Source organism: Candidatus Avelusimicrobium sp., from assembly GCF_050873505.1.
Classification (GTDB): Bacteria; Elusimicrobiota; Elusimicrobia; order Elusimicrobiales; family Elusimicrobiaceae; genus Avelusimicrobium.
Genome location: NZ_JBNMIY010000001.1, coordinates 83,254 through 109,236, shown reverse-complemented (window position 1 = coordinate 109,236; position 25,983 = coordinate 83,254). Strand labels below are relative to the sequence as shown.

Annotated in this window: 29 protein-coding genes and 3 tRNA genes; 23 read left to right on the top strand and 9 right to left on the bottom strand. The window is 50.1% G+C overall.

All coding sequences use genetic code 11. The annotated features are described in order from the left end of the window. The first annotated feature begins 21 nt into the window (after positions 1 to 21). The 7 genes from ACR0QV_RS00520 (at position 22) to ACR0QV_RS00490 (ending at position 8,106) form a co-directional block, all read left to right on the top strand. A complete protein-coding gene (locus tag ACR0QV_RS00520; protein WP_432634073.1) occupies positions 22 to 1,317 on the top strand; it encodes an MlaD family protein in 1,296 nt (431 codons plus the stop codon). A 3-nt stretch (positions 1,318 to 1,320) separates the two neighbouring features. After that, positions 1,321 to 2,688, top strand: a complete 1,368-nt coding sequence (gene radA / locus ACR0QV_RS00515; RefSeq protein WP_432634072.1) for a DNA repair protein RadA — start codon at positions 1,321 to 1,323, stop codon at positions 2,686 to 2,688. Positions 2,689 to 2,792: 104 nt separating this feature from the next. Then, positions 2,793 to 3,740 carry a PIN/TRAM domain-containing protein gene (locus ACR0QV_RS00510; RefSeq protein WP_428052682.1) on the top strand — a complete coding sequence of 316 codons (948 nt, stop codon included), beginning with the start codon at positions 2,793 to 2,795 and terminating at the stop codon, positions 3,738 to 3,740. 7 nt (positions 3,741 to 3,747) lie between these two features. Continuing rightward, positions 3,748 to 4,896: a 2-C-methyl-D-erythritol 4-phosphate cytidylyltransferase gene (gene ispD, locus ACR0QV_RS00505; protein WP_432634071.1), complete on the top strand. Its 1,149-nt coding sequence runs from the start codon at positions 3,748 to 3,750 to the stop codon at positions 4,894 to 4,896. A gap of 12 nt (positions 4,897 to 4,908) precedes the next feature. Further along, entirely contained in the window at positions 4,909 to 5,484 is a 576-nt protein-coding gene (locus ACR0QV_RS00500; RefSeq protein ID WP_432634070.1) for a hypothetical protein, read from the top strand. Then, positions 5,484 to 6,881 carry a cysteine--tRNA ligase gene (gene cysS, locus ACR0QV_RS00495; RefSeq protein ID WP_432634150.1) on the top strand — a complete coding sequence of 466 codons (1,398 nt, stop codon included), beginning with the start codon at positions 5,484 to 5,486 and terminating at the stop codon, positions 6,879 to 6,881. The genes ACR0QV_RS00500 and cysS overlap by 1 nt, the downstream gene beginning before the upstream one ends. 1 nt (position 6,882) lies before the next feature. Beyond that, positions 6,883 to 8,106, top strand: a complete 1,224-nt coding sequence (locus ACR0QV_RS00490) for an adenosine deaminase family protein (RefSeq protein ID WP_432634069.1) — start codon at positions 6,883 to 6,885, stop codon at positions 8,104 to 8,106. Between the two features lie 53 nt (positions 8,107 to 8,159). Here ACR0QV_RS00490 and ACR0QV_RS00485 read toward each other — a convergent pair whose 3' ends face one another. After that, the gene (locus ACR0QV_RS00485; RefSeq protein ID WP_432634068.1) at positions 8,160 to 9,542 is read right to left on the bottom strand and encodes a chloride channel protein; all 1,383 of its coding nucleotides are present in this window, start codon (positions 9,540 to 9,542) and stop codon (positions 8,160 to 8,162) included. Between the two features lie 159 nt (positions 9,543 to 9,701). Here ACR0QV_RS00485 and ACR0QV_RS00480 point away from each other — a divergent pair, with 159 nt between their 5' ends. The 7 genes from ACR0QV_RS00480 to ACR0QV_RS00450 all read left to right on the top strand — a co-directional run bounded on the left by ACR0QV_RS00480 (position 9,702) and on the right by ACR0QV_RS00450 (position 13,696). Next, the gene (locus ACR0QV_RS00480) at positions 9,702 to 10,289 is read left to right on the top strand and encodes a MarC family protein (protein WP_432634067.1); all 588 of its coding nucleotides are present in this window, start codon (positions 9,702 to 9,704) and stop codon (positions 10,287 to 10,289) included. Positions 10,290 to 10,362: 73 nt separating this feature from the next. Continuing rightward, the gene (locus ACR0QV_RS00475; RefSeq protein ID WP_432634066.1) at positions 10,363 to 10,929 is read left to right on the top strand and encodes a type IV pilin protein; all 567 of its coding nucleotides are present in this window, start codon (positions 10,363 to 10,365) and stop codon (positions 10,927 to 10,929) included. Positions 10,930 to 11,106: 177 nt separating this feature from the next. Beyond that, positions 11,107 to 11,658 (top strand): hypothetical protein, encoded by a 552-nt coding sequence (locus ACR0QV_RS00470; protein ID WP_432634065.1) that lies wholly within the window; start codon positions 11,107 to 11,109, stop codon positions 11,656 to 11,658. A 117-nt stretch (positions 11,659 to 11,775) separates the two neighbouring features. Next, positions 11,776 to 12,315 (top strand): type IV pilin protein, encoded by a 540-nt coding sequence (locus ACR0QV_RS00465; protein WP_432634064.1) that lies wholly within the window; start codon positions 11,776 to 11,778, stop codon positions 12,313 to 12,315. 46 nt (positions 12,316 to 12,361) lie between these two features. Beyond that, positions 12,362 to 12,493: a hypothetical protein gene (locus ACR0QV_RS00460; protein WP_432634063.1), complete on the top strand. Its 132-nt coding sequence runs from the start codon at positions 12,362 to 12,364 to the stop codon at positions 12,491 to 12,493. Between the two features lie 152 nt (positions 12,494 to 12,645). Further along, positions 12,646 to 13,203: a type IV pilin protein gene (locus ACR0QV_RS00455; protein WP_432634062.1), complete on the top strand. Its 558-nt coding sequence runs from the start codon at positions 12,646 to 12,648 to the stop codon at positions 13,201 to 13,203. Between the two features lie 208 nt (positions 13,204 to 13,411). After that, positions 13,412 to 13,696: a GIY-YIG nuclease family protein gene (locus ACR0QV_RS00450; protein WP_432634061.1), complete on the top strand. Its 285-nt coding sequence runs from the start codon at positions 13,412 to 13,414 to the stop codon at positions 13,694 to 13,696. Positions 13,697 to 13,973: 277 nt separating this feature from the next. On the opposite strand, the gene ACR0QV_RS00445 is transcribed toward ACR0QV_RS00450, so the two are convergent. The 4 genes from ACR0QV_RS00445 to ACR0QV_RS00430 form a co-directional block, all read right to left on the bottom strand. After that, positions 13,974 to 14,783, bottom strand: a complete 810-nt coding sequence (locus tag ACR0QV_RS00445; protein ID WP_432634060.1) for a hypothetical protein — start codon at positions 14,781 to 14,783, stop codon at positions 13,974 to 13,976. A gap of 82 nt (positions 14,784 to 14,865) precedes the next feature. Next, on the bottom strand, positions 14,866 to 15,900 hold the full coding sequence (locus ACR0QV_RS00440; protein WP_432634059.1) for a hypothetical protein: 1,035 nt from the start codon (positions 15,898 to 15,900) through the stop codon (positions 14,866 to 14,868). Between the two features lie 130 nt (positions 15,901 to 16,030). Next, positions 16,031 to 16,102: transfer RNA gene (locus ACR0QV_RS00435), tRNA-Glu, on the bottom strand. A 9-nt stretch (positions 16,103 to 16,111) separates the two neighbouring features. Next, positions 16,112 to 16,183 (bottom strand) — tRNA-Lys (locus tag ACR0QV_RS00430). Positions 16,184 to 16,451: 268 nt separating this feature from the next. Here ACR0QV_RS00430 and ACR0QV_RS00425 point away from each other — a divergent pair. Continuing rightward, entirely contained in the window at positions 16,452 to 16,829 is a 378-nt protein-coding gene (locus ACR0QV_RS00425) for a RidA family protein (RefSeq protein ID WP_432634058.1), read from the top strand. Position 16,830: 1 nt separating this feature from the next. After that, the gene (malQ, locus tag ACR0QV_RS00420) at positions 16,831 to 18,402 is read left to right on the top strand and encodes a 4-alpha-glucanotransferase (RefSeq protein ID WP_432634057.1); all 1,572 of its coding nucleotides are present in this window, start codon (positions 16,831 to 16,833) and stop codon (positions 18,400 to 18,402) included. A 66-nt stretch (positions 18,403 to 18,468) separates the two neighbouring features. Here the strand turns inward: malQ and ACR0QV_RS00415 are convergent, their stop codons facing one another. After that, entirely contained in the window at positions 18,469 to 19,053 is a 585-nt protein-coding gene (locus ACR0QV_RS00415; RefSeq protein ID WP_432634056.1) for a hypothetical protein, read from the bottom strand. A gap of 85 nt (positions 19,054 to 19,138) precedes the next feature. On the opposite strand from ACR0QV_RS00415, the gene ACR0QV_RS00410 reads away from it, so the two are divergent. Next, the gene (locus ACR0QV_RS00410; protein ID WP_432634055.1) at positions 19,139 to 19,660 is read left to right on the top strand and encodes a hypothetical protein; all 522 of its coding nucleotides are present in this window, start codon (positions 19,139 to 19,141) and stop codon (positions 19,658 to 19,660) included. A 62-nt stretch (positions 19,661 to 19,722) separates the two neighbouring features. Here the strand turns inward: ACR0QV_RS00410 and ACR0QV_RS00405 are convergent, their stop codons facing one another. The 3 genes from ACR0QV_RS00405 to ACR0QV_RS00395 all read right to left on the bottom strand — a co-directional run bounded on the left by ACR0QV_RS00405 (position 19,723) and on the right by ACR0QV_RS00395 (position 21,664). Continuing rightward, positions 19,723 to 20,526 (bottom strand): MBL fold metallo-hydrolase, encoded by an 804-nt coding sequence (locus ACR0QV_RS00405; RefSeq protein WP_432634054.1) that lies wholly within the window; start codon positions 20,524 to 20,526, stop codon positions 19,723 to 19,725. 22 nt (positions 20,527 to 20,548) lie between these two features. After that, positions 20,549 to 21,214: a hypothetical protein gene (locus ACR0QV_RS00400; RefSeq protein WP_432634053.1), complete on the bottom strand. Its 666-nt coding sequence runs from the start codon at positions 21,212 to 21,214 to the stop codon at positions 20,549 to 20,551. Between the two features lie 365 nt (positions 21,215 to 21,579). Further along, positions 21,580 to 21,664 (bottom strand) — tRNA-Ser (locus ACR0QV_RS00395). Positions 21,665 to 21,764: 100 nt separating this feature from the next. Between ACR0QV_RS00395 and ACR0QV_RS00390 the strand changes: the two genes are divergently transcribed. The 6 genes from ACR0QV_RS00390 to ACR0QV_RS00365 are packed head-to-tail and all read left to right on the top strand — an operon-like array spanning position 21,765 to position 25,982. Beyond that, positions 21,765 to 22,418, top strand: coding sequence for a TatD family nuclease-associated radical SAM protein (locus ACR0QV_RS00390; protein ID WP_432634052.1), 654 nt, complete (start codon positions 21,765 to 21,767; stop codon positions 22,416 to 22,418). Further along, a complete protein-coding gene (locus ACR0QV_RS00385) occupies positions 22,405 to 22,863 on the top strand; it encodes a hypothetical protein (RefSeq protein WP_428052588.1) in 459 nt (152 codons plus the stop codon). Before ACR0QV_RS00390 ends, ACR0QV_RS00385 begins: the two co-directional genes overlap by 14 nt. After that, positions 22,863 to 23,339, top strand: coding sequence for a tRNA (adenosine(37)-N6)-threonylcarbamoyltransferase complex ATPase subunit type 1 TsaE (gene tsaE / locus ACR0QV_RS00380; protein ID WP_432634051.1), 477 nt, complete (start codon positions 22,863 to 22,865; stop codon positions 23,337 to 23,339). Before ACR0QV_RS00385 ends, tsaE begins: the two co-directional genes overlap by 1 nt. Continuing rightward, positions 23,318 to 24,013, top strand: a complete 696-nt coding sequence (gene tsaB, locus ACR0QV_RS00375) for a tRNA (adenosine(37)-N6)-threonylcarbamoyltransferase complex dimerization subunit type 1 TsaB (RefSeq protein WP_432634050.1) — start codon at positions 23,318 to 23,320, stop codon at positions 24,011 to 24,013. The genes tsaE and tsaB overlap by 22 nt, the downstream gene beginning before the upstream one ends. Then, complete coding sequence (locus tag ACR0QV_RS00370; protein WP_428060172.1) at positions 24,010 to 24,444, top strand: GNAT family N-acetyltransferase; 435 nt, start codon at positions 24,010 to 24,012, stop codon at positions 24,442 to 24,444. The genes tsaB and ACR0QV_RS00370 overlap by 4 nt, the downstream gene beginning before the upstream one ends. Then, entirely contained in the window at positions 24,441 to 25,982 is a 1,542-nt protein-coding gene (locus tag ACR0QV_RS00365; protein WP_432634049.1) for a tetratricopeptide repeat protein, read from the top strand. The genes ACR0QV_RS00370 and ACR0QV_RS00365 overlap by 4 nt, the downstream gene beginning before the upstream one ends. Position 25,983 lies beyond the last annotated feature (1 nt).

Below are 25,983 nucleotides of genomic sequence, written 5' to 3'. Positions count from 1 at the left end.
TTTTACTTAAAAGGATGAACAATGAAACCAGAAACTAAATTGGGGATATTTACCGTATTAGGTCTTTTTATTTTCGGCTTTTCGCTCTATTTTTTGGGCGGCCTGTCCGTTACCAAGACCCACGACATTAACATTACGTTTGCAGACGTGTCTGGCCTGGCCGTACAGGCCCCAGTCAAACTCGCGGGTGTAGAAGTGGGTAAGGTTAAAAAAATCAAAATTGAAAACGGCCAAGTGGTGGTTGTTGCCTCCGTTAATGACGGGGTGGAACTGCACCGCGGGGCGGAGTTCAGCGTGGCGATGACGGGCATTATCGGCTCCAAATATTTAAAGGCCGTGCAAGGCCCGCTTTCGGCCCCCTTTATCCAGCCGGGTGAATACGTCCCCGGGCTTAACGAACAGCCGATGGACGTGATGATTTCGCAAACGATGTCCAGCATTAAGGAATTTGTGGACAGCGTAAATAACCAAGGCGAATTTGGCGCAAAACTCAACCAAACGATGAACGACGTGCGCCAATTATCGGCCAATTTGAACCAATTAGTGGCCCAAATGCGTCCGTATTTAACAAATTCCGTAGAAAATTTGGACGTGGCTTCCGAACGCTTGAAGGAGGTTTTGGCAAAGGCCGATTCCTTGATGAACAGTTTGGAAAAAGGCGAGGGCGTTATCGGCAGTTTGATTAAAGACCCCGAAATGAAGAAGGACGTAAAAGACAGCGTAAAAGATTTGAAGGAAACAATGGGCGAGGTAAAAACCTTTGTGGGCAAGATGAGCCGTTTCCGCGTGTATTGGGATTACGACTTCTTCTATATGCCGGGCCCGGGCCAGGCCACCAGCGACCTCGCGCTTGAAATTTTCCCTTCCAGCGGTTATACGTTCTACCGCGTGGGTATGGCCAACATCGGCAACGAGGACGACAAACTTAAAGACGGCGACTATTTGGAAAAGAACAAGTTTGACGTTCGCTTCGGCCTGTATAACAAATGGGCAACCGTTTCCGCCGGTTTAATCCGCGGCGGCGGTGGGGTGGCCTTGGAATTAAAGCCGTTCTATGACGACGAATTTTTAAGCCGCTTTACCGTCGGCGGGGAATTTTATGATTGGGGCCGCGACCGCGTGATTAACGGACGCCGCTTCAATAAACCCAATTTGACGTACGGCTTGGATTTCCGTGTGAACCGCTATTTCTCCGTGGGCGCGTGGATGCGCGACGCGATGGAAACCAACGAGTTCGCGCTTAAAGCCAACCTGTCGTTTAACGACCAGGATATTTCCTCTTTCTTTGGTATGGCGGCTGCGGCCGGGGCCAGATAAGGTATGAAATTTAAAACGGTTTTCGTCTGCCAAAAGTGTGGTTACGAATCCCCCAAATGGGCGGGTAAATGCCCGGAGTGCGGGGAGTGGAACACCTTGGTAGAAGAGGTTAAACAGCAGGAAAGCAAAAAAGCCTCGCAGCGCACGCGCAGTTTTACCGATTTCTCTTCCGAAATTGTAAAACTGGCGGACAGCAAGGCCGTTAAAGAACCGCGCATAGAAACCCACATCAGCGAGTTTGACCGTCTGCTGGGCGGGGGACTCGTCAAAGGGCAGTTGACCCTTTTGGCCGGAGCGCCCGGTATCGGCAAATCTACGCTAATGTTGCAGGTGGCGGCGGAACTTTCCAAGACGTTAAAGGTGCTGTATATTTCGGGCGAAGAGAGTATCGGCCAGATTTCGGGCCGTGCCCAACGCTTGAAGGTAAACGGCGACAATATTTTCCTGTTGTGCGAAACGGACATCCAAAAAATCGTGGAGTCCGTGGAGCAGGTAAACCCCGAAGTGTTGATTTTGGACTCTATCCAAACGGTTTACCACCCGGAATTTACGTCCTCCGCCGGTACGGTGGCGCAGGTGCGCGAGTGTACCAGCGAATTGGTGCGCTTGTGCAAACCCAAGGGCATTATTACCTTTGTGCTGGGCCACGTTACCAAGGACGGCGAATTGGCGGGACCGAAGATTTTGGAGCATATGGTGGACTGCGTGCTCTATTTTGATACGGAAAAGGATAACGTCCTGCGCCTCTTGCGCCCGCACAAAAACCGCTTTGGTTCTACCGGGGAAATCGGTCTGTTTAAAATGACGGGGCACGGATTGGAATCGGTGGAAAACGCCAGCGAATATTTTGCCCAAACCTCGCGCGACAGCGCAATGAAGGGGCGTGCGTATTCCTTGGCGTTGGAAGGTTCGCGGCCGATTTTGACCGAGGTGCAAGCCTTGGTGTCGCCGACGCGCTATCCGTTCCCGCGCCGGGTGGCGACGGGAGTGGATTTAAACCGCTGTTTGATGCTGTTTGCCGCGCTGGAAAAGCATATCGGTCTGTCGTTAGACAACAAGGACATCTTTGTCAGTTTGGCGGGTGGCGTAAAATTGAAGGACCCGGCCTTGGATTTAGCCGTTTGCGCGGCGGTCATCAGTTCGTGCAAGGAAATTCCAATTGCGCCGGATTGGGTGTTTATGGCCGAGGTGGGCATTTTGGGGCAGGTAGCCAAGGTGCCGCTGATTGACCGCAGGCTGGAAGAAGCCCAGCGGCTAGGCTTTAAGAAAGGTTTTGCGGCGGCGGTAACCAAGGGTGAAAAGCAAAAATTAAGCGCAATGACCCTAGTGGAACTGGCCGATTTGAACGCATTAGCGCTTAAATTGCGCTAGTCCGGCGGTGCGCCGTCAAAGAAACGCTGTAAAAGTAGCCTGCAAAGTGCTAGAATATAACTAGTCTTATCCGGGGACAAGTTCCCCTATTTTTTGGAGGGCATATGCCTATTTGGATTTTTCGTATTTCCACGTTGGTAGCATTTCCGTTTCTAACGTATAACTTTATTGATAAAGAGTGGATGAGCCTGCTCGCAGGTCTTTTGTGCGGCGCGCTTGTCGTGGCGGGCGAAGTGTTGTTCAAACGCTTGCGCCTTATTAAAATTATGATTGCCTGCTCCGGCTTTTTGCTGGGGTATATGTTATTTGTGCTGTTTGACTACGGGATGAACAACTTTGCCAACGGCGATGTAATGGCTTTTTGGAACCAATACCACCGCTCTTTTGAAATCGGCCTGCTGATTTTCGGCGTGCTGGCCAGTTTGTTTAAGTCGCGCGACTTGGAAGGCCTCTCTTATAAGGGGCACCACTTAAAAGTGGCCGATGTTACCGCGCTTATGGACGGGCGCATTGTGGATTTGTGCGAAATTAATTTCCTCTCCGGCGTGATTGTGCTGCCGGTGTTCGTGCTGGACGCGTTAAATAAAATGGTATCTTCCAAGGACCCGTTGGAACGGGCCAAAGGCCGCCGCGGTTTGGACGTGGCCACCCGCTTGCAGGAACTGTCGGAAATTTCCGTGCGCATTACGAACAAAACCCCCAAGGCGGACACCTTGGAGGAACGCGTCGTAAAATTGGCTAAAAGTTTAGATGCCGAAGTGGTAACGCTTGATTTTAATGTAAATAAAATTGCCGCGCTTTACAATGTAATTGCGCTTAATATTGCGGACTTGGCTACCGCCTTAAAACCGGTGGTGCTGCCCGGGGAAAGTATGTCGCTGTTTATTATGAAGGACGGTAAAGAAAAAGAACAGGGCATCGGCTACCTGGACGACGGCACAATGGTTGTGGTGGAAGACGGCCGCAAACATATCGGCAAACGTACGGAAGTGGCGGTGTATTCCATTTTGCAAACCTCTTCCGGCCGGATGATTTTTGCCAAAGTTAAATAAGGTTTTTATGTCTGAACAGACGGGCTTTTCGTCAGCGGTGATTGTAGCGGGGGGAAGCGGCACACGTATGGGCCGCCCCAAGCAAATGTTGCCGCTTGGCGGAAAGCCCGTACTTGTCCGCACGGTAGAAGCGTTTTTAAATACGCCGGAAATAAAAGAAATTGTGGTGGTTACGCCGCCCGAAAACCGCGCGGAACTGGAAAAACGTTTTCCCCATATTATTTTTGCAGACCCCGGTAAAACGCGGCTGTTGTCCGTAAAAAACGGTTTTTTAAAGACGTCCGCTGCTGCCCAATTGGTGGCCGTGCACGACGGCGCCCGCCCGCTGGTGGAGCCTGCGCACATCAGCGCGTGCTTGCAGGCGGCGCAGGAATACGGGGCCGCCGTACTGGCCGTACCCGTTAAAGACACGGTAAAGGTTTGCAAGGACGGCTTTGTGCAAAACACGCTGGACCGTTCTGTATTGTGGGCCGCCCAAACGCCCCAATGCTACCGCCGCCCTATCTTGGCGGAAGCCTTGGAAAAATTCGGGCAAGAGGAAGGCGCGACGGATGAATCCCAACTGGTGGAGAAATTGGGGATAAAAGTGCGCGTGGTTCCGTCTTCCTACAAAAACAACAAAATTACCACGCCGGAAGATTTAGTATTTGCGGAGGCTCTCTTGGAAAATTCTGTTATTTACCGCACGGGTTTCGGGTTTGATTTGCACCGCCTGGAACCGGGACGCAAGTTGTTTATCGGCGGGGCGGAAATCCCGCATACAAAGGGCTTTTTAGGCCATAGCGACGGGGATTTAGTCTTGCACGCGCTGTGCGATGCTATTTTGGGTGCCCTGTGCGCGGGGGAAATCGGCATTTTGTTCCCGCCTACGGACGAATCCATTAAAGGCATTTCCAGCGTAAAAATTGCAAAAAAAGTGCTGGAAATTGTCCGCGCCCACCACGCGCAAATTGAACATATTGACGCAACCATTATTACCCAAGAACCCAAAATCAAGCCGCATTACGATACGGTCCGCAAGTCGTTGGCGGAAGTGTTTGAAATGCCCTTGGAAAACGTCAGTTTTAAATCTAAAAGCCACGAACACGTGGGCGAAATCGGCCGCGGGGAAGCGGCTATGTGCCACGCGGTGGCTACGTTAAAAATTCAAAAGTAAGGAGTTTTACCTATGAAAATTCGTTTTATTTTAACCTTGGTTTTGGCGGGCTTGGTGGCCGCTTGCAGTAGCACCGATTACCGCTCCACTAAAAAAGTAACCCAAGGGATTGATTACTCCCGCTACCCGGGCAACCAGGCGTATTACGAGTTTACCTCGCCCTTCCCGCCCGAAAGCACTCCTTCTGCTACCGAAACCGCGGCCCCGTCCGCCGAGGAAGCGCAACTGGGGGAAGATGAAGATTTTACGTCCGAAAATTTGGCCAGCACCTATGGCAATTATGGCGACGTGGTCGTCAGCGTGGCTACGCGCAAGTTCCAGTTGGGGGCTTCCGCCACGCGCAAGGATATGAATTTGTTTCAAAAGGCGCTTGATAAAGCCTACGCCGTGGCACTCAAAAAATACCGCCCGGTGGGCTTTACCTATTCTATGGCCAGCGTAGGCGCGGTTAATTCCCTATCCGACATTACGGTAAACTGTAAACTCAGCGAAACCTCCGCCAACGAGGTGGGCCAATCCACCTGCACGCTGTTTTTTAACACGATCAAATCCACTTATTTGCAACTGAAAGAAGAGGCCAAACAATGATGTACTTATATAATACCGCCACACACCATAAAGACGAATTTAAACCGCAGAACGAAAAACAGGTAACAATGTACTGCTGCGGGCCGACCGTATATAACTTTGCGCACATTGGCAACTTGCGCACCTATATTTTTGAGGATTTGCTTTCCCGCACCATCCGCTTGCACTATCCGCTCAAACACGTAATGAACATTACCGATGTGGGGCACTTGGTGTCGGATGCGGACTCCGGCGAAGATAAAATGGAAGTCGGCGCCGCGCGCGAGGGTAAAAGCGCGTGGGATATTGCGAAGTTTTACGAAGAAAAATTCTGGCAGGATTACGATGCCCTGCATTGCACCCGCCCGACGGTTATCAGCCGCGCGACTGCGCATATTAAAGAAATGATTGCGCTCGTTAAAACGCTGGAAGAAAAGGGCTACACTTATCGCACTTCGGACGGTATTTATTACGATACCTCCAAGTTTGACCGCTACGACGCCCTTGTCGGCCACGCCCGTATCCGCGGTTTGCAGGGCGGCGCGCGCGTGGAAATGAGCGACGAAAAGCGCAACCCGACCGATTTTGCCTTGTGGAAATTTTCCCCCAAGGATAAAAAACGCCAAATGGAGTGGGATAGCCCGTGGGGTGTTGGTTTCCCGGGGTGGCACATTGAGTGCTCCGCGATGGCAATGAAATATTTGGGCCACACGCTGGATATCCATTGCGGCGGGATTGACCACGTAACGATTCACCACACCAACGAAATCGCCCAGAGCGAAGCCGCTACCGGCGAGAAATATGTGAACTATTGGGTCCACGGCGAATTTTTGATTTTGCGCTCGGGTAAAATGTCTAAATCCGGCGGCACCTTTGTTACGCTGGACGTATTAAAAGAAAAGGGCTATGAGCCCTTGGCCTACCGCTATTTGTGTTTGGGCGCGCATTACCGCACGCAGTTGGAATTTTCCTATGAAAGTATGGACAGCGCAACCAAGAGCCTTAAAAATTTGCGTGCACTAGCCTGCCAAGCCAAGGACGAAGCCAATGGCACACCCGTACAAAATGAAAAAGTCCAAGCGTGGAAGGATAAATTTACCGCCGCTATGGAGGACGATTTAAACGCCCCCAAGGCCTTGGCCATTACCTGGGAAGCCGTCCGCTCGGGCGAACTGACGGCGGGGGAAAAATTGGCGTTCTTGGAATTTGCCGATACGATTTTGTCGCTGGATTTATTTAAAAAACCGGAAGCCGCCGTTAGCGAGTTGCCGGCCGAAGTGGCCGACCTGTTAAAGGCGCGCGCCGAAGCCCGCGCTGCGAAGGATTGGAAAAAATCCGACGAACTTCGCGACGCCATTGCCCGGTTGGGGTATGTGGTAAAAGATACGCCAAAGGGCCAACAAGCGGAGAAAAAATAATATGATGAACATCCCCAGTGAATTTTTAAAACGTATTCCCAAGGCGGACTTGCACGTCCATTTGGACGGCTCTTTGCGCCTTTCCACGCTGATTGAACTAGCAAAAAAAGAGGGAGTGGAACTCCCCGCCTATACCGAGGAAGGCTTGCGTGAAAAGGTGTTTAAAGACAAGTACGCCTCGCTCGTAGAATATTTAAAGGGTTTTTCCTACACCGGTGCCGTTATGCGTAATGCCGCCAATATTGAGCGCGTGGCCTACGAACTGGGACAAGATGCCCTTGCCGAGGGCGTGCGCTATTTAGAAGTCCGCTTTGCACCGCAGTTGCACGCGAGCGATACCTTGTCCGCGCAGGATGCCGTGCGCGCCGTAGTGCGCGGGTTAAAACGCGCGCAGGACGAGCATAACGCTTCTGCCGCCGTTAAAAACGGGGAAGATTTGGAATTTTACTTTGGCGTAATTGCCTGTGCGATGCGTAACTTTAATGAGTTTATGTCGCCCTATTACGCCAATTTGATAAAGGCTCTTTCGCAATCCAGCAAGAGCGAAATTTTTGGTATTGCTTCGTTGGAACTGGCGAAGATGGTCGTGAAACTCGCCAAGGATGAGCATTTGCCCGTGGTCGGGTTTGACCTCGCGGGCGAGGAAGCCGGCTATCCGGCGGCGGACCACCTGGCGGCTTACCGCTACGTGCATAAACACTTCATCCGCAAGACGGTTCACTCCGGCGAAGCCTACGGCCCCGAATCTATCTTTCAGGCCATTACCGACTGCTACGCCAACCGCTTGGGCCACGGCACGCACCTGTTTGCCGCCGCAATGATTAAAGACAAAAGAGTGCAGGATAAAGAGGATTACGTCAATTCCTTGGCGGACTATATTGCCAGTGAGCGCATTGGTATTGAGGTGTGCCTGACGAGCAATTTGCAGACCTTGCCGGAAATCAAATCCGTTAAGGACCACCCGATTAAAGAAATGATTAAGCGCGGCTTGCCCGTCAGCATCAATACGGATAACCGTCTGGTCTCCAATACCACGGTTACCAAGGAAATGGAACTCTTGGTTCATAATGTGGACTTGGCTCCCAAGGAACTTAAAAACATTGTCATTGCGGGCTTTAAGAGCGCGTTCTTCCCGGGCAGTTATGTGGAAAAGCGCCGCTTTGTGCGCAAGGTAATTGACCGCTACAACGCGTTGGCGCGCGAGTACAATATCCCGCTGTACTAATTGTTATTACTTATAATGAAAAAGCCCCGGTTTGTGCCGGGGCTTTTTGCGTTCTATTTCTTTTCGTCAAAACCTTTTGGATTGGGTATTAGGTGCCGGACCATTTCCCGCACTGCTTTTTTAAGCAATGTTTTGCGCGGGTGAATACGCTGTTTTCGGTCGCTGGCGCGGCGGCCGTAATGCTTGTGGTGGAAGGCGGGCTCTTCTTCCAAGTTTTTGCCGCTATCCATAGAAATCCGCTGGCTGGGATAAATGCTCTGCCGTCCGGTAATTAAGAAACTGATCACGCATACTACTGTGGCATACGGCGCAATCGCCGGGCCAAAAAGTTCTATGGCCATAATGCTGGCGGCCAGCGGCGTATTGGCTGTGCCTGCCAAAACGGCTACCAGTCCAAGCGCGGCTAAGGTCGCGCTGTCCACCTGCATAAAATCGGCCAGCATTGCCCCGGCTTGCGCGCCCACAAAGAAAATAGGCGTAACCACCCCGCCGATTCCTCCGGCGGCAAACGTGATAGAGGTGGTAATAATCTTATACAAAAAGCCAAAGGGGGACAAAAGCGGCTCGCCGTTTAAGGCCATATCAATCCCGGGCATCCCAAGCCCCAAATAGATAGGGGAAGCGAAGTAGCCGATCGCCACCAAAATAAGCCCGCCAATCATACACGACCAAAACAACCGCGTGCGCAGGGCAATATAGCGGAACACCACGCGGGCAAATTTGCTGATTTCAATAAATAGAATAGACACCAGGCCGAAGAACATCCCGGCGATAATCATTTTGAGGAAGAACTGCTCCGAAAATACCGGCACAAAGTGGAGCGGATGATAAATGTAATCCACGCCTAAAAACGAAGTAACCTGAAAGGCGGTTATCCCGGCCACGAGCGCGGGGAACATTACCTCATAAAAAATATGCCCCACCCACAGCACTTCCAGCCCGAACAGCGCGCCCGATATCGGCACGCCGAATACGCCCGCAAAGCCCGCGCTTACGCCGCAAATCATCATCCGGCGTTGGTCCTCGCGGTCCATATGCAGCAGCCGCGCCAGCAGGGACGAAACGCCCGCCCCCACGTCGGCGCACGGGGCTTCTTTACCCGCCGAACCGCCGGAAACCATTGTTACAATGGGCAAGGTAAAGCCCTTTAAAATGGAAATAAAGGAAATGGGCTTTTCGGCATTGATTTTATTGATAACCGCGTCGGTGGAAAAATCCTTATCTCCCTTGGCGGTTTTTCGCCCCAAGAGGGCCACTATATATAGGAAAACAGGCAGCCCCAAATAAAAGAGCGGTATCCCGTTGCGCCACGCAATAGAGGCGTCCAAAATTTTTAAAAAGGCCGCGTCCAGCACGCCCACCAGCGCGCCGATAACGGTAGCCAATAAAAACCATTTAACAATATTAATAAAATTTGTGCGGTGTTCGTCTAACATAATTAATATCTTACTAAATTGCCCTTTCCTCTTGCAGGGTAAAAACGGGTTATTTGGGGGCCTGCGCCGGGCGGAGTGATTTTTGCTATACTATATAGGACGAAGCCCGGGCGAAGAACATTTAGCCCGGAAATTTGAACAATTTACAAGGAGTTTTTTATGGATTCGTTTATTTCTTCCGTCATTACGCTTGCCTTGGTAATGGACGGCTTCGGCAATATTCCGCTGTTTATTGCCGCGCTTAAAAAAGTGGCGCCGGAACGCCGCAAAACCGTGCTCATCCGCGAGTTGGCTATCGCTTTAATCATTATGGTGGCCTTTTTGTTCTTGGGCAAATGGTTCTTGCGGGCGTTTGGTATCCACGAATATTCACTCAGTATTGCGGGTGGTATCATTTTGTTTATCATCTCGGTTAAGTTGGTTTTCGGTGGGGACGATGAGCCCAAAAACGACCCCAAGGAAGACGAACCCTTTGTGGTGCCGTTGGCTATCCCCTTGGTGGCGGGCCCGGCGGCGTTGTCTATGGTGATGATTACGGCCGCCCAGCAGTCCAATAAATTTATTACGCTGGGCGCAGTGATTGTAGCCTCCATCATTAACTCCGTTATTTTAATGGCTTCCTTCCCTATCAGCAATTTGCTGGGCAAACGCGGGTTGATTGCCATTGAACGCTTGACGGGTATGATTCTTATTTTGATGTCCGTAGATATGGTGATGGGTGGCATTTCTACGTTTATGAGTTTATAAACGAGCAAAGAGCACGCGCATAACTTGTGCTGCGGGCGTTGGTGTGGTAAGTGCGGCTCTGACGGGGGAACTTGTGAAAAAAGGTTTTACGCTGTTGGAATTAGTGGTAGTAGTGTTGATTATGGCGGTATTGGCCGCTGTGGCTATAACGTATTATGGCAAGGCCGTGGAGCGCGTGCGCATTGGCGAGGCGGAAAGTTTAATGGGTACAATGCTTTCCGCGCAGGAACGCTATTTCTTGCGCCGCCAGCAATATACGCCTTATTGGCACCAGTTGGATGCGGCCCCGGTGGCTGTCCGTATGCCCAAGGAGCATAACGATTTTGCCAACGGAGCCGAGAACACCATTTATTATACGCGCGGCGGAGTGGAAAGCGGTATATTAAATGAGGGCTTTGCTATTTCGTTTGAGCAGGACGCTACCGATAAATGGTTTGCCGTGGCGCGCCGCGTGGGCAAGTCCAATAAATACACTTATCACTTGGTGCGCCCCTTTGGCAGTACGCAAACGGTGTGCGTGCCGGTGTGGGAAAACGAAAACGACGTGAACGTCTGCTGCGACTATATGGGCGTAAACACCCAAACGGAACTGACGGGCGACCCGATGATTCCCAAAATAAGCAAGGCGGATGATTTTTAACCGAACGGGCGGCTTGCTTTTATAGGGCCGCCTGTATGATGTAAAGGGCAAATTGTTATTCCCGGGTTGGCGGCCCGCAAGGTTTTCAGAATCTACATCGTGGGTCGTTGCCGTCATCCTGGAAAGTCGTAGTCCGGGATCTGTTTTTGTCGTTATCAAAAAAAAGGGGAAAATCCTATGAAAAAAAAGAAATTTGAATTAAAAAGTTTTAGCCTTATTTTACTTGTGGGCCTGCTAATTCTGGCGGGGCTCTTTCCATTTTACGAGCGCACCGTGGAAGGCAGCAAGGCCGCGGCGGCCGTCAGCGTGCTCTTAAATGTGTCCGCCTCGGAAAACCAATATTTTATTAAAAATAAATCCTATACATACGATTGGTCCGCGCTGGATAAATATTTGCCGAACATCCCTAAGAAACAAGGCTTTTTAGGGGCGGCGCCCGAGGTTGGACAAGTTCGCTTTTTTGCTTTTACCGCCGAAGATGCCGCCGCGAACAAGGACGGTTTTGCGCTTGATTTGCAACTGAATAAAGAGAAAACCGAAGGTACCGCTACGGCCGTGCGCAAGGGTGGGCTGTTTGGTTACACGTTGGAAATGTCGCTTACCGAGGGCACTTTTGCTTGCAAGGCAGAGGGAAAAATTGCCAAACGCTTGTGCTATAAATTGACGGCGGAACTGGAAAAACTCCGTGCCCCGCAAGAAATGCCCGAAGCGGAAAAAACGCAAAAATAAGTGAGGTCCTATTTTTAAATTTAGGGCTTGACAACGGTTTTAATCCTTATTAAAATGAAAAGGTAGCCCCTAGGGGGCTATAAAACTAAACTTATATATAAAACTGTAGGAGGTTTTATGAATAATAAGAAGGGTTTTACCCTGATTGAATTGCTGGTGGTCGTATTGATCCTCGGCATTTTGGCTGCTATGGCTATGCCGCAGTATTTTAAAGCGGTTGAACGCTCCCGTATGACGGAAGCCGTAACGTTGATGGCGAACATCGCTGATGCGCAACAGCGCAAGTATTTGCAAGTGAACCGCTATGCCGCAGAATATACGGGCTTAGATGTTGCTCCGAAAGGCGCTTCTGGCTCTGTATTTTACACGAAAGGTACTTCTGCCGCGCCGCAGAATGGTTTTGCTATTACCTTGGTAAATGGTGCTTATAATGTCGGTAAAGTTACTGCGGAACGTGTTGCTCCGACTGGTCAAACTTTGCAGTATAATTATAGTTTGGAACGTTTCTATACTGGTAAAGGTACTACCTGCACTGGTACGGATACAAATGGTGCGGCGCTTTGTGCCGACTATTGTGGTATTGATACGTTGGCTGCGAATGCTTCTTGTTGCAGCACGGGTTCCACTGGCGCGTGTGCCGATGCAACCACGTTGTAATTTATTTGGTGAATACCAAAAACCCCGCCCCGTGCGGGGTTTTTTTATGCCCATTTTTAAATGTGAAATAGCCGTCATTCCCGAGTGTCGTAGTCGGGAATCCGTTTTTGTTGTTGTTCTCTTGCGAAACAACAGATCCCCGACAGAAACCCTCGGGGATGACACCAAAGCGGAATAGTAGTCATTCCCGAGTATAGCCGGCGCGGAGCGCTCGGGAATCCGTCGTTGCCGTTTGCCTTTTACTAAGTGCGTCCACAAAATCCTTTCCCTACTTGCATTAAACCTTTTTTTACTGCTAAACTATATGTAGTTTAAGTTTTAAGGAGTATTATGAAGAAAGGTTTTACATTAATTGAACTATTGGTTGTTGTACTCATTATGGCTATTTTGGCTTCGGCCGCTGTACCGCTTTATTTCAAGGCCGTGGAGCGCGCCCGTATGATGGAGGCCGTAACGCTCTTGGACTCCATTTCCCAGGCGCAAATGCGCAAATATATGCAAATTAGCCGCTATACTTCGCGCGCTAAGGGATTAGACGTAAACGCCGCTACGGGCACGAACGAGGGCGACGGGAATACCTTTTATACCAAAGGTCCGCAAGGCAACGGCTTTACGGTGTCCCTTTCGGATGTGGTAACCTATGGCGACGGTTTTGCCACCGCCACCCGCACCGCAGACGGCGACGCCAACAGCGAGAACCTGCGCTACCATTACCATTTAACCCGCTTTTACGCGAGTGATTATACCCAATGCTATGGCGATAACGAACGCGGACAGGAATTATGCGCGGACTATTGCGGTATCAGCGACCCGGTGGCCACTTGCTGTAACAATGGCGAGGCTACCTGTCCTCCGCCTGCCACGGGCTTTGAGACATCAGCCCATTAAAAGCCTTTTTAAAGCATACCCCGGCTCACTTTCTGCGCCGGGGTAAATTTTAGGTAAATCTCATTTCATCACAATGGGTTCCCTCGCCCTGCGTGCCGCCAATTCCTTGGGGATGACAACAAGAGCAACATATCCGTCATTCCCGAGTGTCGTAGTCGGGAATCTGTCGTTATTAAATTAATTTCACCTTATTTGTTATAATACGCTTATGGCTTTTACTTATATTCTTACCAACGCTACAAATACCGTTCTTTACATTGGGGTTACTAATAATCTTGTCCGCAGAGCGTATGAACACCGAACGAAAGCCGTGGCTGGTTTTACGGAACGATATCATTTAAATAAACTTGTTTATTATGAATGTTTTAACGATATTGCCAATGCCATAGAGCGTGAAAAGGCCCTAAAAAAATGGAATAGAGAGTGGAAAGAGCGTTTAATTAATGAATTTAATCCCACTTGGCGTGATTTGTACGAAGAAATTTGTTTTTAAAGGAAGCCTGTGTTTTATAACAACAGATCCCCGACTAAATTCCTCGGGGATGACGACAAGAACGGAAGAGCCCGTTATTTCTCAGGGGGCGATGTGGTAGTATAACCGTCTGTTAAGCCAGCATTTCCGAGTAGTATCCGTGCGATGCTCGTACATCCAATTTGTCATTCCCGAGTGTAGCCGGCGCGGAGTGTTTGAGAACCCGTCGTTAGCAATAGTTGTTTTTACCATAAAAAACCCCCGCCAGTTTAGCGGGGGCTCTTATCAAAAATACTTTCTATTTCCAGCGTAAGCGGTAGGTGGCTGCCCACAATTCGGCTTCCTTTAATGTATTGGTTACCATATCTTGATAAATGGCCGGGGCCTCATTGGGGTAGAGTTTATGCAATTCCTGCATATGGTCAAAATAGTCAAGAATAATGGCTCTCACACCGCCCTCGTCATACAAGGCCAACTGGTGGTTGATATTGTGGAACATCGGCGCATATTGCGGGTTCCCGTGGAACGGATGGATAATGCCCGGGGCATCGTTCTGCATTTCGCCCAAATTCACCGGGTAGGGCTTATGGTTATTTTGGGATTTAATTTTTTTGCGCGTGTAAATTTCCTTCAAGGTGCTTTTATTTACAATGTGGTGCACGCCGCGGTAGGTGGCAACATCGCGGATTTTGCGCCATTTGCGTTCATACCCTTTGGCTACGGCGCCCGGTTCCTGCGACAGACGCACCAATTCCTTTAAATAGCGGTAACTGCCCCACAGCGTGCTGGGCTCGCGCAGAATAGGCGCCTTAAAGGCCGTAGAAATAACAAACTGTTTAACGGTAGTATTGGGCCAATGTTTGTTTTTAAAAGTAGTGCTGCGGAAATATCCGTTTGAAGGGTTTACGGAATACAACTTTGCTACTTCGGTGGCCAGTCTTGCCTGGTTGGCGGGCACAGTCATATGGCGGGTAATGCGCGGGACAGCGAGGGTTTCTACTTTGCCCACACGGGTAGATGCAGAACGCAGTACCTTGTAGGCGTTTTGGGAGAAGACGGCGGTGTTACTTAATATCAGCGTGATGAGAAGAACTAGCAGTTTTTTCATACACTCGCTCCTTTGCTTCTTTCCCCCATTGTAACAAATTTTTAGAATTTTGCAAGCAAAATTTTTTGTTATTTTAAAGGATTTAGTTTAAAGGAGCATTTTCTCCGTCGGTAAGTGTGGTTTTTCCGTCGGAAGAGGGGAGATTTTCGGCTTTTTTCTCGTCGGAGAAATCGGCCGGGGAGGGCTCGGAAACGGACTCGGAAATTTTTTCATTTTCCGGCTCTTTTTGTTCAGTCAAAAGGTCATTTTTTGGCAAGTCGGCGGAATTTTCCTCCGGCTCTGCGCTCGCCGCTTCGGCTTCCAGCGCGGCGTTTTCAGGTTCCGAAACAGGCGTTTGGGGCTCATTTTCTTGCTCCGGTTCAGCCGTTTTATCGGATGCTTGTTCCTTATTTTCAGCGGAGTTTTGCAATGCTTCTTCCGTTTCGTTTTCCTCCGGCTTGGGGTCCGGCGGCAGAATAAAGGGCGGGTCCTCTGGGTCAAAAACAAGCGCCTTTTCGGGCTGTTTTTCCGCTTTGGGTTCCTCTTTTACTTCGGTTGGTTGCACTGCAACAGGGACAAATTTTATAGGCGCGGGCGCGGGATACTTTTTAATGATATCCTGTGCGGAATCCTCAAAAAACAGGCGGCCCTTTTTCCACGATTCATACAGTTGTCTGTCCGGGGATTCCGGGCGGAAGAAATCCTTGTTTGCGGTGCGGTCCGTTATGGCAAACGCCAATAAATGCAGGACCGCAATGTCTTTGCCTGTAAAATTTTTGCGCTTTTCGTAACTGCTCACGCGGGCCAGCACCTTAATATGGTGCCCCTTTTGCAGGCCCGTCATTTGCGGCATACCCTTTTTATTAAAACTGACTAAAAGCAGTTCATATGAAAGTGAATCGCCCTTCCCCGTGGCGTAATAATAGAGCGGCGCGTCTATTTTTAATACGAGGCGCAGACGCAGGGTGTCCTCGGTGGTGCCTTGTACCTCGCCGCCGAAAGAGACCACTTGCCCGCGGTAGGCGTCGGGGTTTTGCTCAATGCCGTTTAAATAATCCAGGTTTTGGTCCTTATACGGAATCATTGAACTGCACGCCGCCAACAGGCACGCCAGTAAAAGGGAAAATAGTCGCTTCATACCTATATTATAACTTTTCTGTCCGCGGGTGGGCTTTTTCCGCCCTAGAAAGGGAAAAAGACAATAAAAAAGGAAGAGGGATCTCGGCCTCTTCCTTGTAAAACGCCTAACTGCGAAGACAAAATAAAAACGCCCTCTGGGAGAATCGAACTCCCCTTTTCGGATTGAAAATCCGACGTCCTAACCGATAGACGAAGAGGGCATTTAAATGTGCGCCCGGTGAGACTTGAACTCACGGCCCCCCGCTTAAAAGGCGGATGCTCTACCACTGAGCTACGAGCGCATAAAAGCAGTCAAAAAAACTATCTGGGTTTAATCAAGTCTTGGGTTAAACCCAACATAAATATTATACTAAAAGTTTTGCCGTTGTGCAAGAAATTTATTTTTTATTTTTAACTTCTTAACTTCGGGCTTTCTTTTGATAATTTATTATAACACTTTTTCCGCTTTTGCGTCAAACATATTTTTATTTTAAAAAGTTTGACAACCCCCGCCCCTCTTGCTACCATATAACAGATGGGCATTAGCTCGAAATTATTTGTGAGGGGTATATGAAAAAAGTTATTAATTCCAACAACGCGCCCAAAGCCATTGGGCCCTATTCCCAAGCCATTGAAGACGGCGGTTTTATTTTCACTTCCGGCGTACTGCCTGTGGACCCTGTTACCGGCGAAATTTACAGCGGCGACGTGCAGGTGCAAACCGAACTTATTTTAAATAATTTGGAAAATATTTTAAAGGAAGTCGGCTGCTCGTTAAAGCACGTCGTCAAAACCACGGTCTATATGACTGATTTAACCAAATTTGCGGAAATGAACGCAACGTATGCGTCTTTCTTTAAAGAAAATCCGCCCGCCCGCAGCACGATTCAAGTGGTAGCCTTGCCCAAAGGCAGCGCGGTGGAAATTGAAGCCATTGCCAAAAAATAATATGACGATACAAGACCAAGTGCTTTCCGGGCGCTTAAACGGTATTTTGTTACCGCTTTCCGCAATGAAGACGGCTAACGACTGGGGCGTAGGCGATTTTGCTTCCTTAATAGAGTGGACGGAATTTTTTGCTTCGCTCGGGACGAAAATCGTACAAATCCTGCCCTTGCAGGAAACGGCCCCCGGCGAGACGTGCCCGTATTCGGCGTTGAGTGCCTTTGCCACCGACCCGGTGTATGCGGATATTTCGTCGGTAGAGGATATTAACGCCAGCCAAGAGGCCAAAAATTATGTAGCCTCTTTGTCTGAAAATATTGCCGCGTGGCACCAGGCCAAGCGTGCGCCGTTTAACGCAGTAAAGCAAGCCAAATTAAAGGCGTTGTGGCTGGGCTATAAGCACTTTTTACAGGCCGAAGCCGCCGTTAATTCCGCGCGTTTCCAAGCGTTTGAAGCGTATCAGGCGGCGGAGTCCGGCTGGTTGCGCGGCTATGCGCTGTTCCGCGCGGTAAAGGAATTTTACAAATGGCAGACGTGGACCGCTTGGCCCGAAGGACTTAAAAATTTTGAACCCGGTGCGGTAAACGCGTTTGAAGCGCAATACCGCGAGTACGTCAATTTCTTTGCCTATGTACAATGGCTTTTGGATTTGCAACTGCGCAAGGCTAAAACCGTGGCGCGGGAAAAGGGCTTGCTGATTTTCGGCGATATTCCCTTTGGCACGAATTTAGACAGCGCCGAAGTGTGGTCCGAACGGGAAAACTACCGCTTGGGGTACGAAATCGGCGCCCCGGCGGACCAATTTTCCAAGGGCGGACAGCGCTGGGGGCTCCCGGCCTATGACTGGGTGTATCAGCACAGCCATAATTTATCCCTGTGGCGGCGTAAAATCCGCCGCGTAACGGAACTATACGATATCTTCCGCTTGGACCACTTGGTGGGGTTCTTCCGCACCTATGTTTTTGCACCGGGCGATGAACAGGGTGCCTTTGACATTGAGGGCGAGCAGAACCAAATTGACCGCGGGTATAATTTCTTGCGTATGGTGTTGGACGAAGCCAAAGGCAAATTGCCCGTGGGTGAAGATTTAGGCGTTATTCCTAATTATGTCCGCCGGATGCTGGTGGATTTGCGTATTCCGGGCTACAAAGTGTTGCGCTGGGAACGCGAGGACAACGGCTATTACCGCGAACCGCGCAATTATCCCGCGGTGTCCTTGGCTACCACTTCTACGCACGATACCGAAACGGTGCGTGGCTGGTGGGAGACAATGGACCAGCGCGAGCGCGCGAACATTTGGGAAATGATTTCCGCCCAAAAAACGGACGGCAATGTGCCCTTTAATTTGGATACCCAGCGTGCTATTTTGCGCCGTGTGTTGGGCTCCAATTCCGCCATTACGCTTTTTTCGTGGCAGGATATCATCGGCACCACGGACCGTGTGAATACGCCCGGAACGGTGGGCGAGCAAAACTGGACGTACCGCAGTGAATACACGCCCAAACAGGCGGCCGAAGCCTATGGCGCGCAACTGGCGATGTATAAGGACTTGTTAAAGGAAACGGGCCGCAACTAAACGCGGCCTGGGCCTTTTATCAGCCCAACAAAAAACCGCTTTTATGCGGTTTTGATAAGTAAAAAGTTATTTTTTGGATACAGCCGCTTTCTTTTCGGGAGCGGCTTTTTTATTGGTGGATTTAGTTTCCGCGGAGGTTGTTTTTTGTGCGTCGGACGCTTCCTTTTCGGCGGTCTGTTCTCCGTCTGTGGCGGCGGTTTCCGCCTCCGCTTTTTCTTCCGCGGGTTTGGGGAAGAGTTCATCCGCCAGTTGTTCGGCGTATAAGCGCGCGGTATTGTACTCCTCGGTGGCTTTTATAAATTGGTCCGAGGGGCGGTTCGTGTCCGTGTTTTTGGCGATTTCCAGTTCCAGCCGCGCTTTTTTAAGTTCAAAATCCTCTACCGCCAGGCGCAGGCGGATTTGGTTTACCAAGCGGTCCTTTTCGTCGTTTACCACGACGGGGCAGGATTTTAAAGCGTCATTTAAAATAAGCAAATTGCGGTTTGTAATATCGCGCGTAACGGCCTGTAAAGCCGGGTTGTCTTGCGAGAGCGGCGGCACGGAAACGGTGGCCGACAGCGTGGCCGCCCGCTCCGGCAGGAACATATTTCCCACCAGCATCCCGCCCACGAACAAAAGGGCCATCGTAAAAAGATATAAAATGTAACGCATATATAAAATCCTTACATATATTTTATCAAAATGGCGAAATATTACTATAATAAAAATACAAAGATATTTTTTACGGGAGCGTTTTATGGCAAAAATTAAGTTTGGCAAGCAAGGTCATTTGGAACTGGAAATCTCGCCCTTAACCATTTGGTCCAACCCCGGCAGCGAAGGGGAATTTATGGAATACCAAATCGGGCTGTATTGCGAGGGGGAAAGCGTTTTCAGCGAAAAATGGACCGATAAGTTAGTAGCGTTAAAGGACGAGGAAAACATTTATCTCTCGGATTTTATTGCCGAAACGCTTACCGCGCGCAAGGAAAACAACTGGACGATGTTGGAGCCCAAGGTGTCCTTGTATATGCACCCGGGGCAGGCGCCGGGGTGTTGCTCGGCCTTTAACCTCCCGGACCCGTTTATCTTGCAAATTACCTTGGAACAAAATATTTTTGCGGGCGAGGATAAGGTGTTCGGCCCGTACTCCAACACGGGGCTGACGATTACCTTTGAGGCCGAGGGCAAAGCGTGGGCGCAATTCGCGCAGGATATCCGCGCCGAAGAAGAAGATTTTGACGAAGAAGACGAGCAAGAGGACCCGTACCGCAGTTAATTTTTGCTTATCCAGATATAAGAACGCCCCGTTTATGACGGGGCGTTGTTGTTTGATAGTAATTAAATTTCCAAACTTTCCAAGTCGTCCGGCACATAAACGGGGCCGGAAAATTCCTTTTTGGCTTCGGCTGTATAAAGCGTTTTACGGGCCGCAAGGTTGTTGTCTTGCGTGTGGTACAAAACCAAGTTTTTGGCTTGAAGTTCCCAGGCTACGCGCGCCGCGTCCAGGGAGGTGGAGTGGTGCTTTTCATAGGGCTTAAATTCCTCCCGCTCGGCATACAGGCAAAACGCTTCCGACAGTAAATAATCGGCGTTTTGGGCATAGGACAAACAGGCCGGGTTATACGGCTCGTCGCCCAGACATACTAAAATTTTTCCGTCCGGCAGCGTTAAACGGTAGCCAAACTGTTTGGCCTTGGTGGATAAAATATCAAAGGCCGTACCCTTAAAAGGCCCCGCTTGAAAACCGTCCCCGTTTTTTAGGCAGACAAATTTTATACCGTTATCCAATACCGCCTGCAATTTGGCGGTTAGCGTCATTTGGCAGAAGGTGCGCAGTTTCTGTTCGCACTCATCGTGGCAGAAAATAGTAAGCCCTGCGTGTTTTCCGCGCGTATAGAGCGAGGCCACCATACGGATAACCCAAATTACGCCCAGAATATGGTCGGTGTGCCCGTGGGTTAAAAATAAATTGCGGATAGAGGATACGGCGATATGTGCCTTTTCCAACTGGGCCAAAATGCCGTTCCCGCCGCCCGCATCCGTGAGGAAAGTCTCGCCCGCGTACTGCAAGGCAAAGCAAGTGTTATAACATTTGGTAACGAGTGCATTACCCGTCCCTAAAAAAGTAATTTTCGTGGTCATAAAATTTGAGTCAGAAACAAGGTTACAAAAAAAGCAGTAGGGTTCGTACTATTCCTTGATAAAGCATAATTAAAACCAATAAACCGGAGATGCTTCCTAAAATAATTCCTTGTTGATTATATCCGCCGGAAATAGCGTATAAACTACTGGCACATACAACCATTGCAAGTACTGCCGGACTTATTATTTGCCGGATAATGGAATCCCCGAACACACTACCTAAGCCTGTTAGGATTCCAAGTCCGAACAGTACGCACCAGACAACTGTTTGCCATTGTGCGCCGGGAAGCACTTTCAAAAGATGAATCCACTTAATAAAAGCCGGGATAAGTGTTATTAATACCAGTAATCCGAATATAACGCCAATAGCAACTAACCCATACGCGCCCCACATCCCCGTGCCGACGCCATCCTTGTCATTGGAAAGAATAAGGCTTATGGCTAACGCAATACCCAATACCAAGATTAAGCCGATAATCCCAGCGTGGACAAACGTCCATTTCCACGGTTGTTGTAAAATAAAATCCGGTAGAGACGGGGCTTTTGTAAACACGCCATATAAGTAGAAGAAGGACAATATAATTGCCGGAGCGAGCGGGAGCCGGGTCATTAGCACGCCGCTTGCGAACATAAAACTGCCCATTGATAAAATTTGTGCCCACAGAGGCATATTGCTTAATTGTTCCATAGTTTGTACTTTGTTTCCCGAAATTGAAAAGACTGAAATTTTTTATTGCGCCGGATTTCGGCTTCCGGGCTAAAATGCCCGTGCCCCTAGTTCCCGGTTTTCAACCCCAAAAGAGCGGTCCTTTTTCAAACTAAAACTAGTTTATTCTAGGTGCGAAAGAGGGCTTCGGCTTCCGGTCATTTTACTGACGTAAAATGCCTGCAGCCCGGGCTCGCGGTTTTTGCCTTGTGCGCCGCGGAACCGTAAGCGCACAAACAAAAACATCGCTCCGCCTTTCGAATCCCTACGCAACACCAAGCAGTTGGTGTTGCTCCAACTCTCCTGTAAATTAAAATCCTCGCTTATGCGAGGGATTTAATTTACAACGGAGAGGGAGGGATTCGAACCCTCGGTGGATTGCTCCACGCCAGTTTTCAAGACTAGTGCCTTAAACCGCTCGGCCACCTCTCCATTTCTTTTATTTTATTAATTTTCCGCGCCCCTTGCCTAGCCTGTTTTATGCCCGGCGGGCTCCCGGCCAAATTGGTATAATACCTATAAGAGGTATTATATGGAACAACAACCTACGCCTAAAATCGTGTACCGCTTTGGGGACGGCGTATATATCAACTTAACAAACCGCTGCCCCAACTTGTGCGCTTTTTGCATCAAAACCAAGTGGCATATGGATTTTCACGGCAACAATTTGAATTTATCCTCCGGCGAGCCCACCGCTAACGAAGTGGTCTGCGCCTTGGAAAAGGAACTGAAAGCCGCCCCGTTTAAAGAGGTGGTCTTCTGTGGTTACGGCGAGCCGACGATGCGCCTGGACGTGCTTTTATTTGTGGCGCAAACGCTCAAAGGCTGGATTGCCCAGGCCAAATTTCCGCCCTTTAAAATCCGCTTGAATACAAACGGGTTGGGCAATTTAATTAACCATAAAAACATCGTGCCCGAACTGCGCCGCGTGGTGGATATCGTAAACGTCAGTTTAAACGCTGAAAACGAAACCGTTTGGCGCAAAATTGTCCGCCCTGTTCCCGGGTTTGAAGATGGCTATGAGGCCGTGCGCGAGTTTATCCGCCAGTGCGCGGCGGCGCATTTTGACCGTTTGGTCGCCAGTTGTGTGGATAAAACCGGGGCGGATGCCCAAGCCGTTAAAAAGGTGGCCGAGGCCGACGGGGCCGTCTTTTATTTAAGGAGTTTTTTGGATGCCCAAGATTAAAAAGCCGGGTGCGCTTTTTGTGCTGTTTTTAATTTTGATAGCAATCGTGCTGACTTGGTTTTTTACCGTGTCGGAGGATTACTATGACTACGCCGCCGATACGATTGAAAGTTCCGCTTCGGTGGCGCCGCTTAATAAAGAAAGCCTGCTCGCAAGCGCTAAACCCGTGCGCCAGCCGTACGATACCGAGGTGAAATACCGCAAATTTTATTTGACGGCTCCCGGCGCGCAAAAGGTGGAACTGTTGGCGGATTTTAACCGCTGGGGCAAGGACCCTATCGTGCTAAAACCGTACCGCAAGGGCTATTTTGAAACCTCCGTCGCGCTGACGGGGGGAGAATATAAGTATGTGTTTTCGGTGGACGGGCAGGAAGTTTTGGACCCCGTAAACCTGGACCGCCGCGAAGTGGACGGCCGTGAAATTTGTATTAAGACGGTGAAATAATGAAAACAGCGGAAATTGCAACTCACTCCCGCGCGCAAACCTTGGCGCTTGCCGAGCGGTTTTCCTCTGCGCTTAAAGGCGGGGAAATTGTCTTTTTGCGTGGGCCTATCGGCGCGGGCAAAACGGTGTTTGTAAAGGGTGTGGCGGTGGCCTTGGGGCTTAAAAGTTCGCCCACCAGCGCCAGTTTCAGTTTGATGAAGGAATACAAAAATAAAAAACACCGCTTGTTCCATATTGATTTATTCCGCTTGGAAGAGGGCGAAGTGTTCAACCTTGGCTTTGAAGAAATGTTAGAGGACGAAAAAGCCATTATTTTGGCCGAGTGGCCGGACCCGATTCGCCATATGTTGCCGGCGGACAGGTTAGAAATGGATTTTATTTTAAAAGAAGGCGACGAACGCGTGATTAAATTGCAGTCTTTCGGGCGCGTGTCGGACGCGTTGTTGGAGGCATTATGCAAAGCAGCGAAAAATTAACCTTGGGTATGGACACGTCCGGCTCCCCCTTGCTGCTGACGGCGCAAAAGGACGGCAAAATTTTTTCCGTGCGCAGAAAAGGCGTCAAGCAGGAAAAATTGCTCTTCCCCGCGCTGGAAGCCTTGCTTCATAAGGCCGGGGCGCAAATGGAAGACATCGGCCGGATTTTTATCATCCGCGGCCCGGGGCGTTTTACCGGGATTCGCATTTCGCTTACGTTTGCTTCTATGATGCAATTTTTAAATAAAACGCAGGTGCGCGGCGCGACTATGTTTGAGGTGCTCCGCCGTCAGGCCGAAACGTCCCGCGCTTTTGCCGCTTGGCAAAAGGAAAACCCGCAGGGTGCGCTGGCGGTTGTATTGCACGCGTTTAGAGAGGAATACTTTTTACAGATTTTTGACGGCGAGCAAAAGGGCCCGGCTTGGCTATCCCGCGAGGAATTATTAAGCCGTTTGTCCGCTTACGGCAAACCGCTTTTCTTGGCGGGAAGCGATAAAGACGGCCAGCCCCTTGCCGGACTGGTGGGCCAACATTATGCTTTTGCCGCGGAAAAGGACTGCTTTGTCCGGCCGGCCACCTTGCTGGAAATGGCGCAAGAGGACGCTTGGAGCCAAAACGCGCTGGAACCGCTTTATTTAAAGCCCGCCCGTTTTGAACTGGTGCAACCTAAATGAAGTTGCGCCCTGCCGTAGCGCTAGACGCCCCCCGGTTGGCGCAGATAGAAGCGGCCCAGCCGATGAGTGCGCATTGGGGCGAAAAAGGCTTGGCGGGCGAAATCATACACCCGTTTGCGCAGGTGTGGTGCGCCGAGGAAAACGGCGAAATTGTAGGCTTTTTGGCTCTGCGGCTGGCGGCGGGCTTTTGCGAAATTTTAAATTTAGCCGTATGGCCGCAATCTTGCCGGAGAGGAATAGGCTTTTTGCTTCTTTCCCGGGCACTTGCCGAGGTGCGCGCCAAGGGCGGGCAGACGGTTACGCTGGAAGTAAATGTACGCAATATCCCGGCCATTTCGCTCTACCAAAAGGCGGGGCTGAAAGAAACGGGCCGGCGGGAAAAATTTTATAACGATACCGACGACGCTCTCATTATGGGGACGGAATTATGAAGAAATTTTTAGTATTGCTTTTGTGCTTATCCTTTTCGCCCGCGTTTGCGTTGCCGCTTTCGCCCGAAAGCCGCCAAGAGGTACGCCAAATCAATGCCTTTTTAAAGGCCGTTTATGCCCAGCGCGCCAATGATCCCGCCGCCTTTGCCTTGTTGGAACAAGCCTTAAAACGCTCGCCGGATTCTGCGTACATCAAGCGGCTTTTGGTGGCGCAGGCGTTGGCCGACGGCAAGCCCGAACTGGCCAAGCCGTATGATGATTTCGTTCCGGCGGACACCACGGACCCCGAGGATTGGACGGTTTACGGGGCGTACCAATGGAAATTGGGCCAGGTGGACGAGGCCGAAAAAGCCTACGAGAAAGCCCTCGCCCTTGCGCCGGAAAATGCGCAGGTGCTGTATCAATACGCTTCGCTTTTGTCTTCTTTGGGCAGTATGCAGGCGGCCAGTAAACTTTTGGAACTGGCTGAAAAATACCCGGCATTGGCGGCGGATATTTACACCACGGCCGGAAACATTTACGGACGCAGTAAGCAGTACCAGCAGGCCTTGGCGTATTACGATAAGGCCCTTGCTGTGTCGCCCAAGGACCCGGCGGCGATGTTGGGCCGGGCGGAAGTGTACGAAAAAACCTCCCAATATTTTTTAATGCTGCACGAACTGGAAGAGTTGGAAAAAATCGGCTACGGTTCGGCGGCCACTTATTCGCGGATGGGCTCCGTCTTTTTGCTGGTAAAGGATTTGCCCAAGGCCGAAGCGTACTTTTTAAAGGCCAAGGCCGACGATAACGGGGACGTGCCCACCTCGTACTTTTTGGCGTTGCTTGCCGAGCAAAAGGGTGATTATGCCCGTGCCGCTTCGTATGTGCGGGATGCGGCGGACTATAACGAAAACGCTTCCAAATGGATTCAGGTCAGTTTTTACTTGCAACGCTTGAACCAACCGCAGGAAAGTTTAAACACCTTGGCGCAGGCCTACCAAAAATTCCCGGGCAATGTAGAGGTCGGCTATTTTTACGGCGTGGCCTTAAACGATAATGCCCAATATAAAAAAGCCGCGCGCGTACTGGCGCAGGTGCTGTCTAGTAATCCTTCGTACGCCGAAGCGCGTTTGCAATACGCCTACGCGTTGGACGGACTTAAAAAGTACAAACTGTTGGAAGAACAGTTGGAAATGCTGGTAGGGGAAAACCCGCAAAATGCGGCGGCGCTTAATTTGTATGCGTATTCGCTGGCCGAGCGCGGCGTGCGCTTGGACGAGGCTTCCGCCTATGCAGCGCGTGCGCTGGCGGTTAGCCCGCAGGACGCTTCGTTTATGGACACGATGGCTTGGATTTATTTCAAGCAAAATAAATTGGACCAAGCGCGCGATTTGCTTGCTCCTATTGATGGGGAAACAATGGCCGCCAATGCGGAAATTGCCTACCACTACGGGGCGGTTTTAGCCGCGCTGGGGCAAACGGACGAAGCAAAAAAATATTTGGAAATGGCCCGAAGCGAAATAAAGGCCGCAGATAAGTTATACAAAAGAATAAAGTAAA

Bases quoted from the DNA above. Each gene is read 5' to 3' on its own strand.
- ACR0QV_RS00520 (WP_432634073.1), top strand. From the start codon at position 22: ATGAAACCAGAAACTAAATTGGGGATATTTACCGTATTAGGTCTTTTT.
- radA (WP_432634072.1), top strand. From the start codon at position 1,321: ATGAAATTTAAAACGGTTTTCGTCTGCCAAAAGTGTGGTTACGAATCC.
- ACR0QV_RS00510 (WP_428052682.1), top strand. From the start codon at position 2,793: ATGCCTATTTGGATTTTTCGTATTTCCACGTTGGTAGCATTTCCGTTT.
- ispD (WP_432634071.1), top strand. From the start codon at position 3,748: ATGTCTGAACAGACGGGCTTTTCGTCAGCGGTGATTGTAGCGGGGGGA.
- ACR0QV_RS00500 (WP_432634070.1), top strand. From the start codon at position 4,909: ATGAAAATTCGTTTTATTTTAACCTTGGTTTTGGCGGGCTTGGTGGCC.
- cysS (WP_432634150.1), top strand. From the start codon at position 5,484: ATGTACTTATATAATACCGCCACACACCATAAAGACGAATTTAAACCG.
- ACR0QV_RS00490 (WP_432634069.1), top strand. From the start codon at position 6,883: ATGATGAACATCCCCAGTGAATTTTTAAAACGTATTCCCAAGGCGGAC.
- ACR0QV_RS00485 (WP_432634068.1), bottom strand. From the start codon at position 9,542: ATGTTAGACGAACACCGCACAAATTTTATTAATATTGTTAAATGGTTT.
- ACR0QV_RS00480 (WP_432634067.1), top strand. From the start codon at position 9,702: ATGGATTCGTTTATTTCTTCCGTCATTACGCTTGCCTTGGTAATGGAC.
- ACR0QV_RS00470 (WP_432634065.1), top strand. From the start codon at position 11,107: ATGAAAAAAAAGAAATTTGAATTAAAAAGTTTTAGCCTTATTTTACTT.
- ACR0QV_RS00465 (WP_432634064.1), top strand. From the start codon at position 11,776: ATGAATAATAAGAAGGGTTTTACCCTGATTGAATTGCTGGTGGTCGTA.
- ACR0QV_RS00460 (WP_432634063.1), top strand. From the start codon at position 12,362: ATGCCCATTTTTAAATGTGAAATAGCCGTCATTCCCGAGTGTCGTAGT.
- ACR0QV_RS00455 (WP_432634062.1), top strand. From the start codon at position 12,646: ATGAAGAAAGGTTTTACATTAATTGAACTATTGGTTGTTGTACTCATT.
- ACR0QV_RS00450 (WP_432634061.1), top strand. From the start codon at position 13,412: ATGGCTTTTACTTATATTCTTACCAACGCTACAAATACCGTTCTTTAC.
- ACR0QV_RS00445 (WP_432634060.1), bottom strand. From the start codon at position 14,783: ATGAAAAAACTGCTAGTTCTTCTCATCACGCTGATATTAAGTAACACC.
- ACR0QV_RS00440 (WP_432634059.1), bottom strand. From the start codon at position 15,900: ATGAAGCGACTATTTTCCCTTTTACTGGCGTGCCTGTTGGCGGCGTGC.
- ACR0QV_RS00425 (WP_432634058.1), top strand. From the start codon at position 16,452: ATGAAAAAAGTTATTAATTCCAACAACGCGCCCAAAGCCATTGGGCCC.
- malQ (WP_432634057.1), top strand. From the start codon at position 16,831: ATGACGATACAAGACCAAGTGCTTTCCGGGCGCTTAAACGGTATTTTG.
- ACR0QV_RS00415 (WP_432634056.1), bottom strand. From the start codon at position 19,053: ATGCGTTACATTTTATATCTTTTTACGATGGCCCTTTTGTTCGTGGGC.
- ACR0QV_RS00410 (WP_432634055.1), top strand. From the start codon at position 19,139: ATGGCAAAAATTAAGTTTGGCAAGCAAGGTCATTTGGAACTGGAAATC.
- ACR0QV_RS00405 (WP_432634054.1), bottom strand. From the start codon at position 20,526: ATGACCACGAAAATTACTTTTTTAGGGACGGGTAATGCACTCGTTACC.
- ACR0QV_RS00400 (WP_432634053.1), bottom strand. From the start codon at position 21,214: ATGGAACAATTAAGCAATATGCCTCTGTGGGCACAAATTTTATCAATG.
- ACR0QV_RS00390 (WP_432634052.1), top strand. From the start codon at position 21,765: ATGGAACAACAACCTACGCCTAAAATCGTGTACCGCTTTGGGGACGGC.
- ACR0QV_RS00385 (WP_428052588.1), top strand. From the start codon at position 22,405: ATGCCCAAGATTAAAAAGCCGGGTGCGCTTTTTGTGCTGTTTTTAATT.
- tsaE (WP_432634051.1), top strand. From the start codon at position 22,863: ATGAAAACAGCGGAAATTGCAACTCACTCCCGCGCGCAAACCTTGGCG.
- tsaB (WP_432634050.1), top strand. From the start codon at position 23,318: ATGCAAAGCAGCGAAAAATTAACCTTGGGTATGGACACGTCCGGCTCC.
- ACR0QV_RS00370 (WP_428060172.1), top strand. From the start codon at position 24,010: ATGAAGTTGCGCCCTGCCGTAGCGCTAGACGCCCCCCGGTTGGCGCAG.
- ACR0QV_RS00365 (WP_432634049.1), top strand. From the start codon at position 24,441: ATGAAGAAATTTTTAGTATTGCTTTTGTGCTTATCCTTTTCGCCCGCG.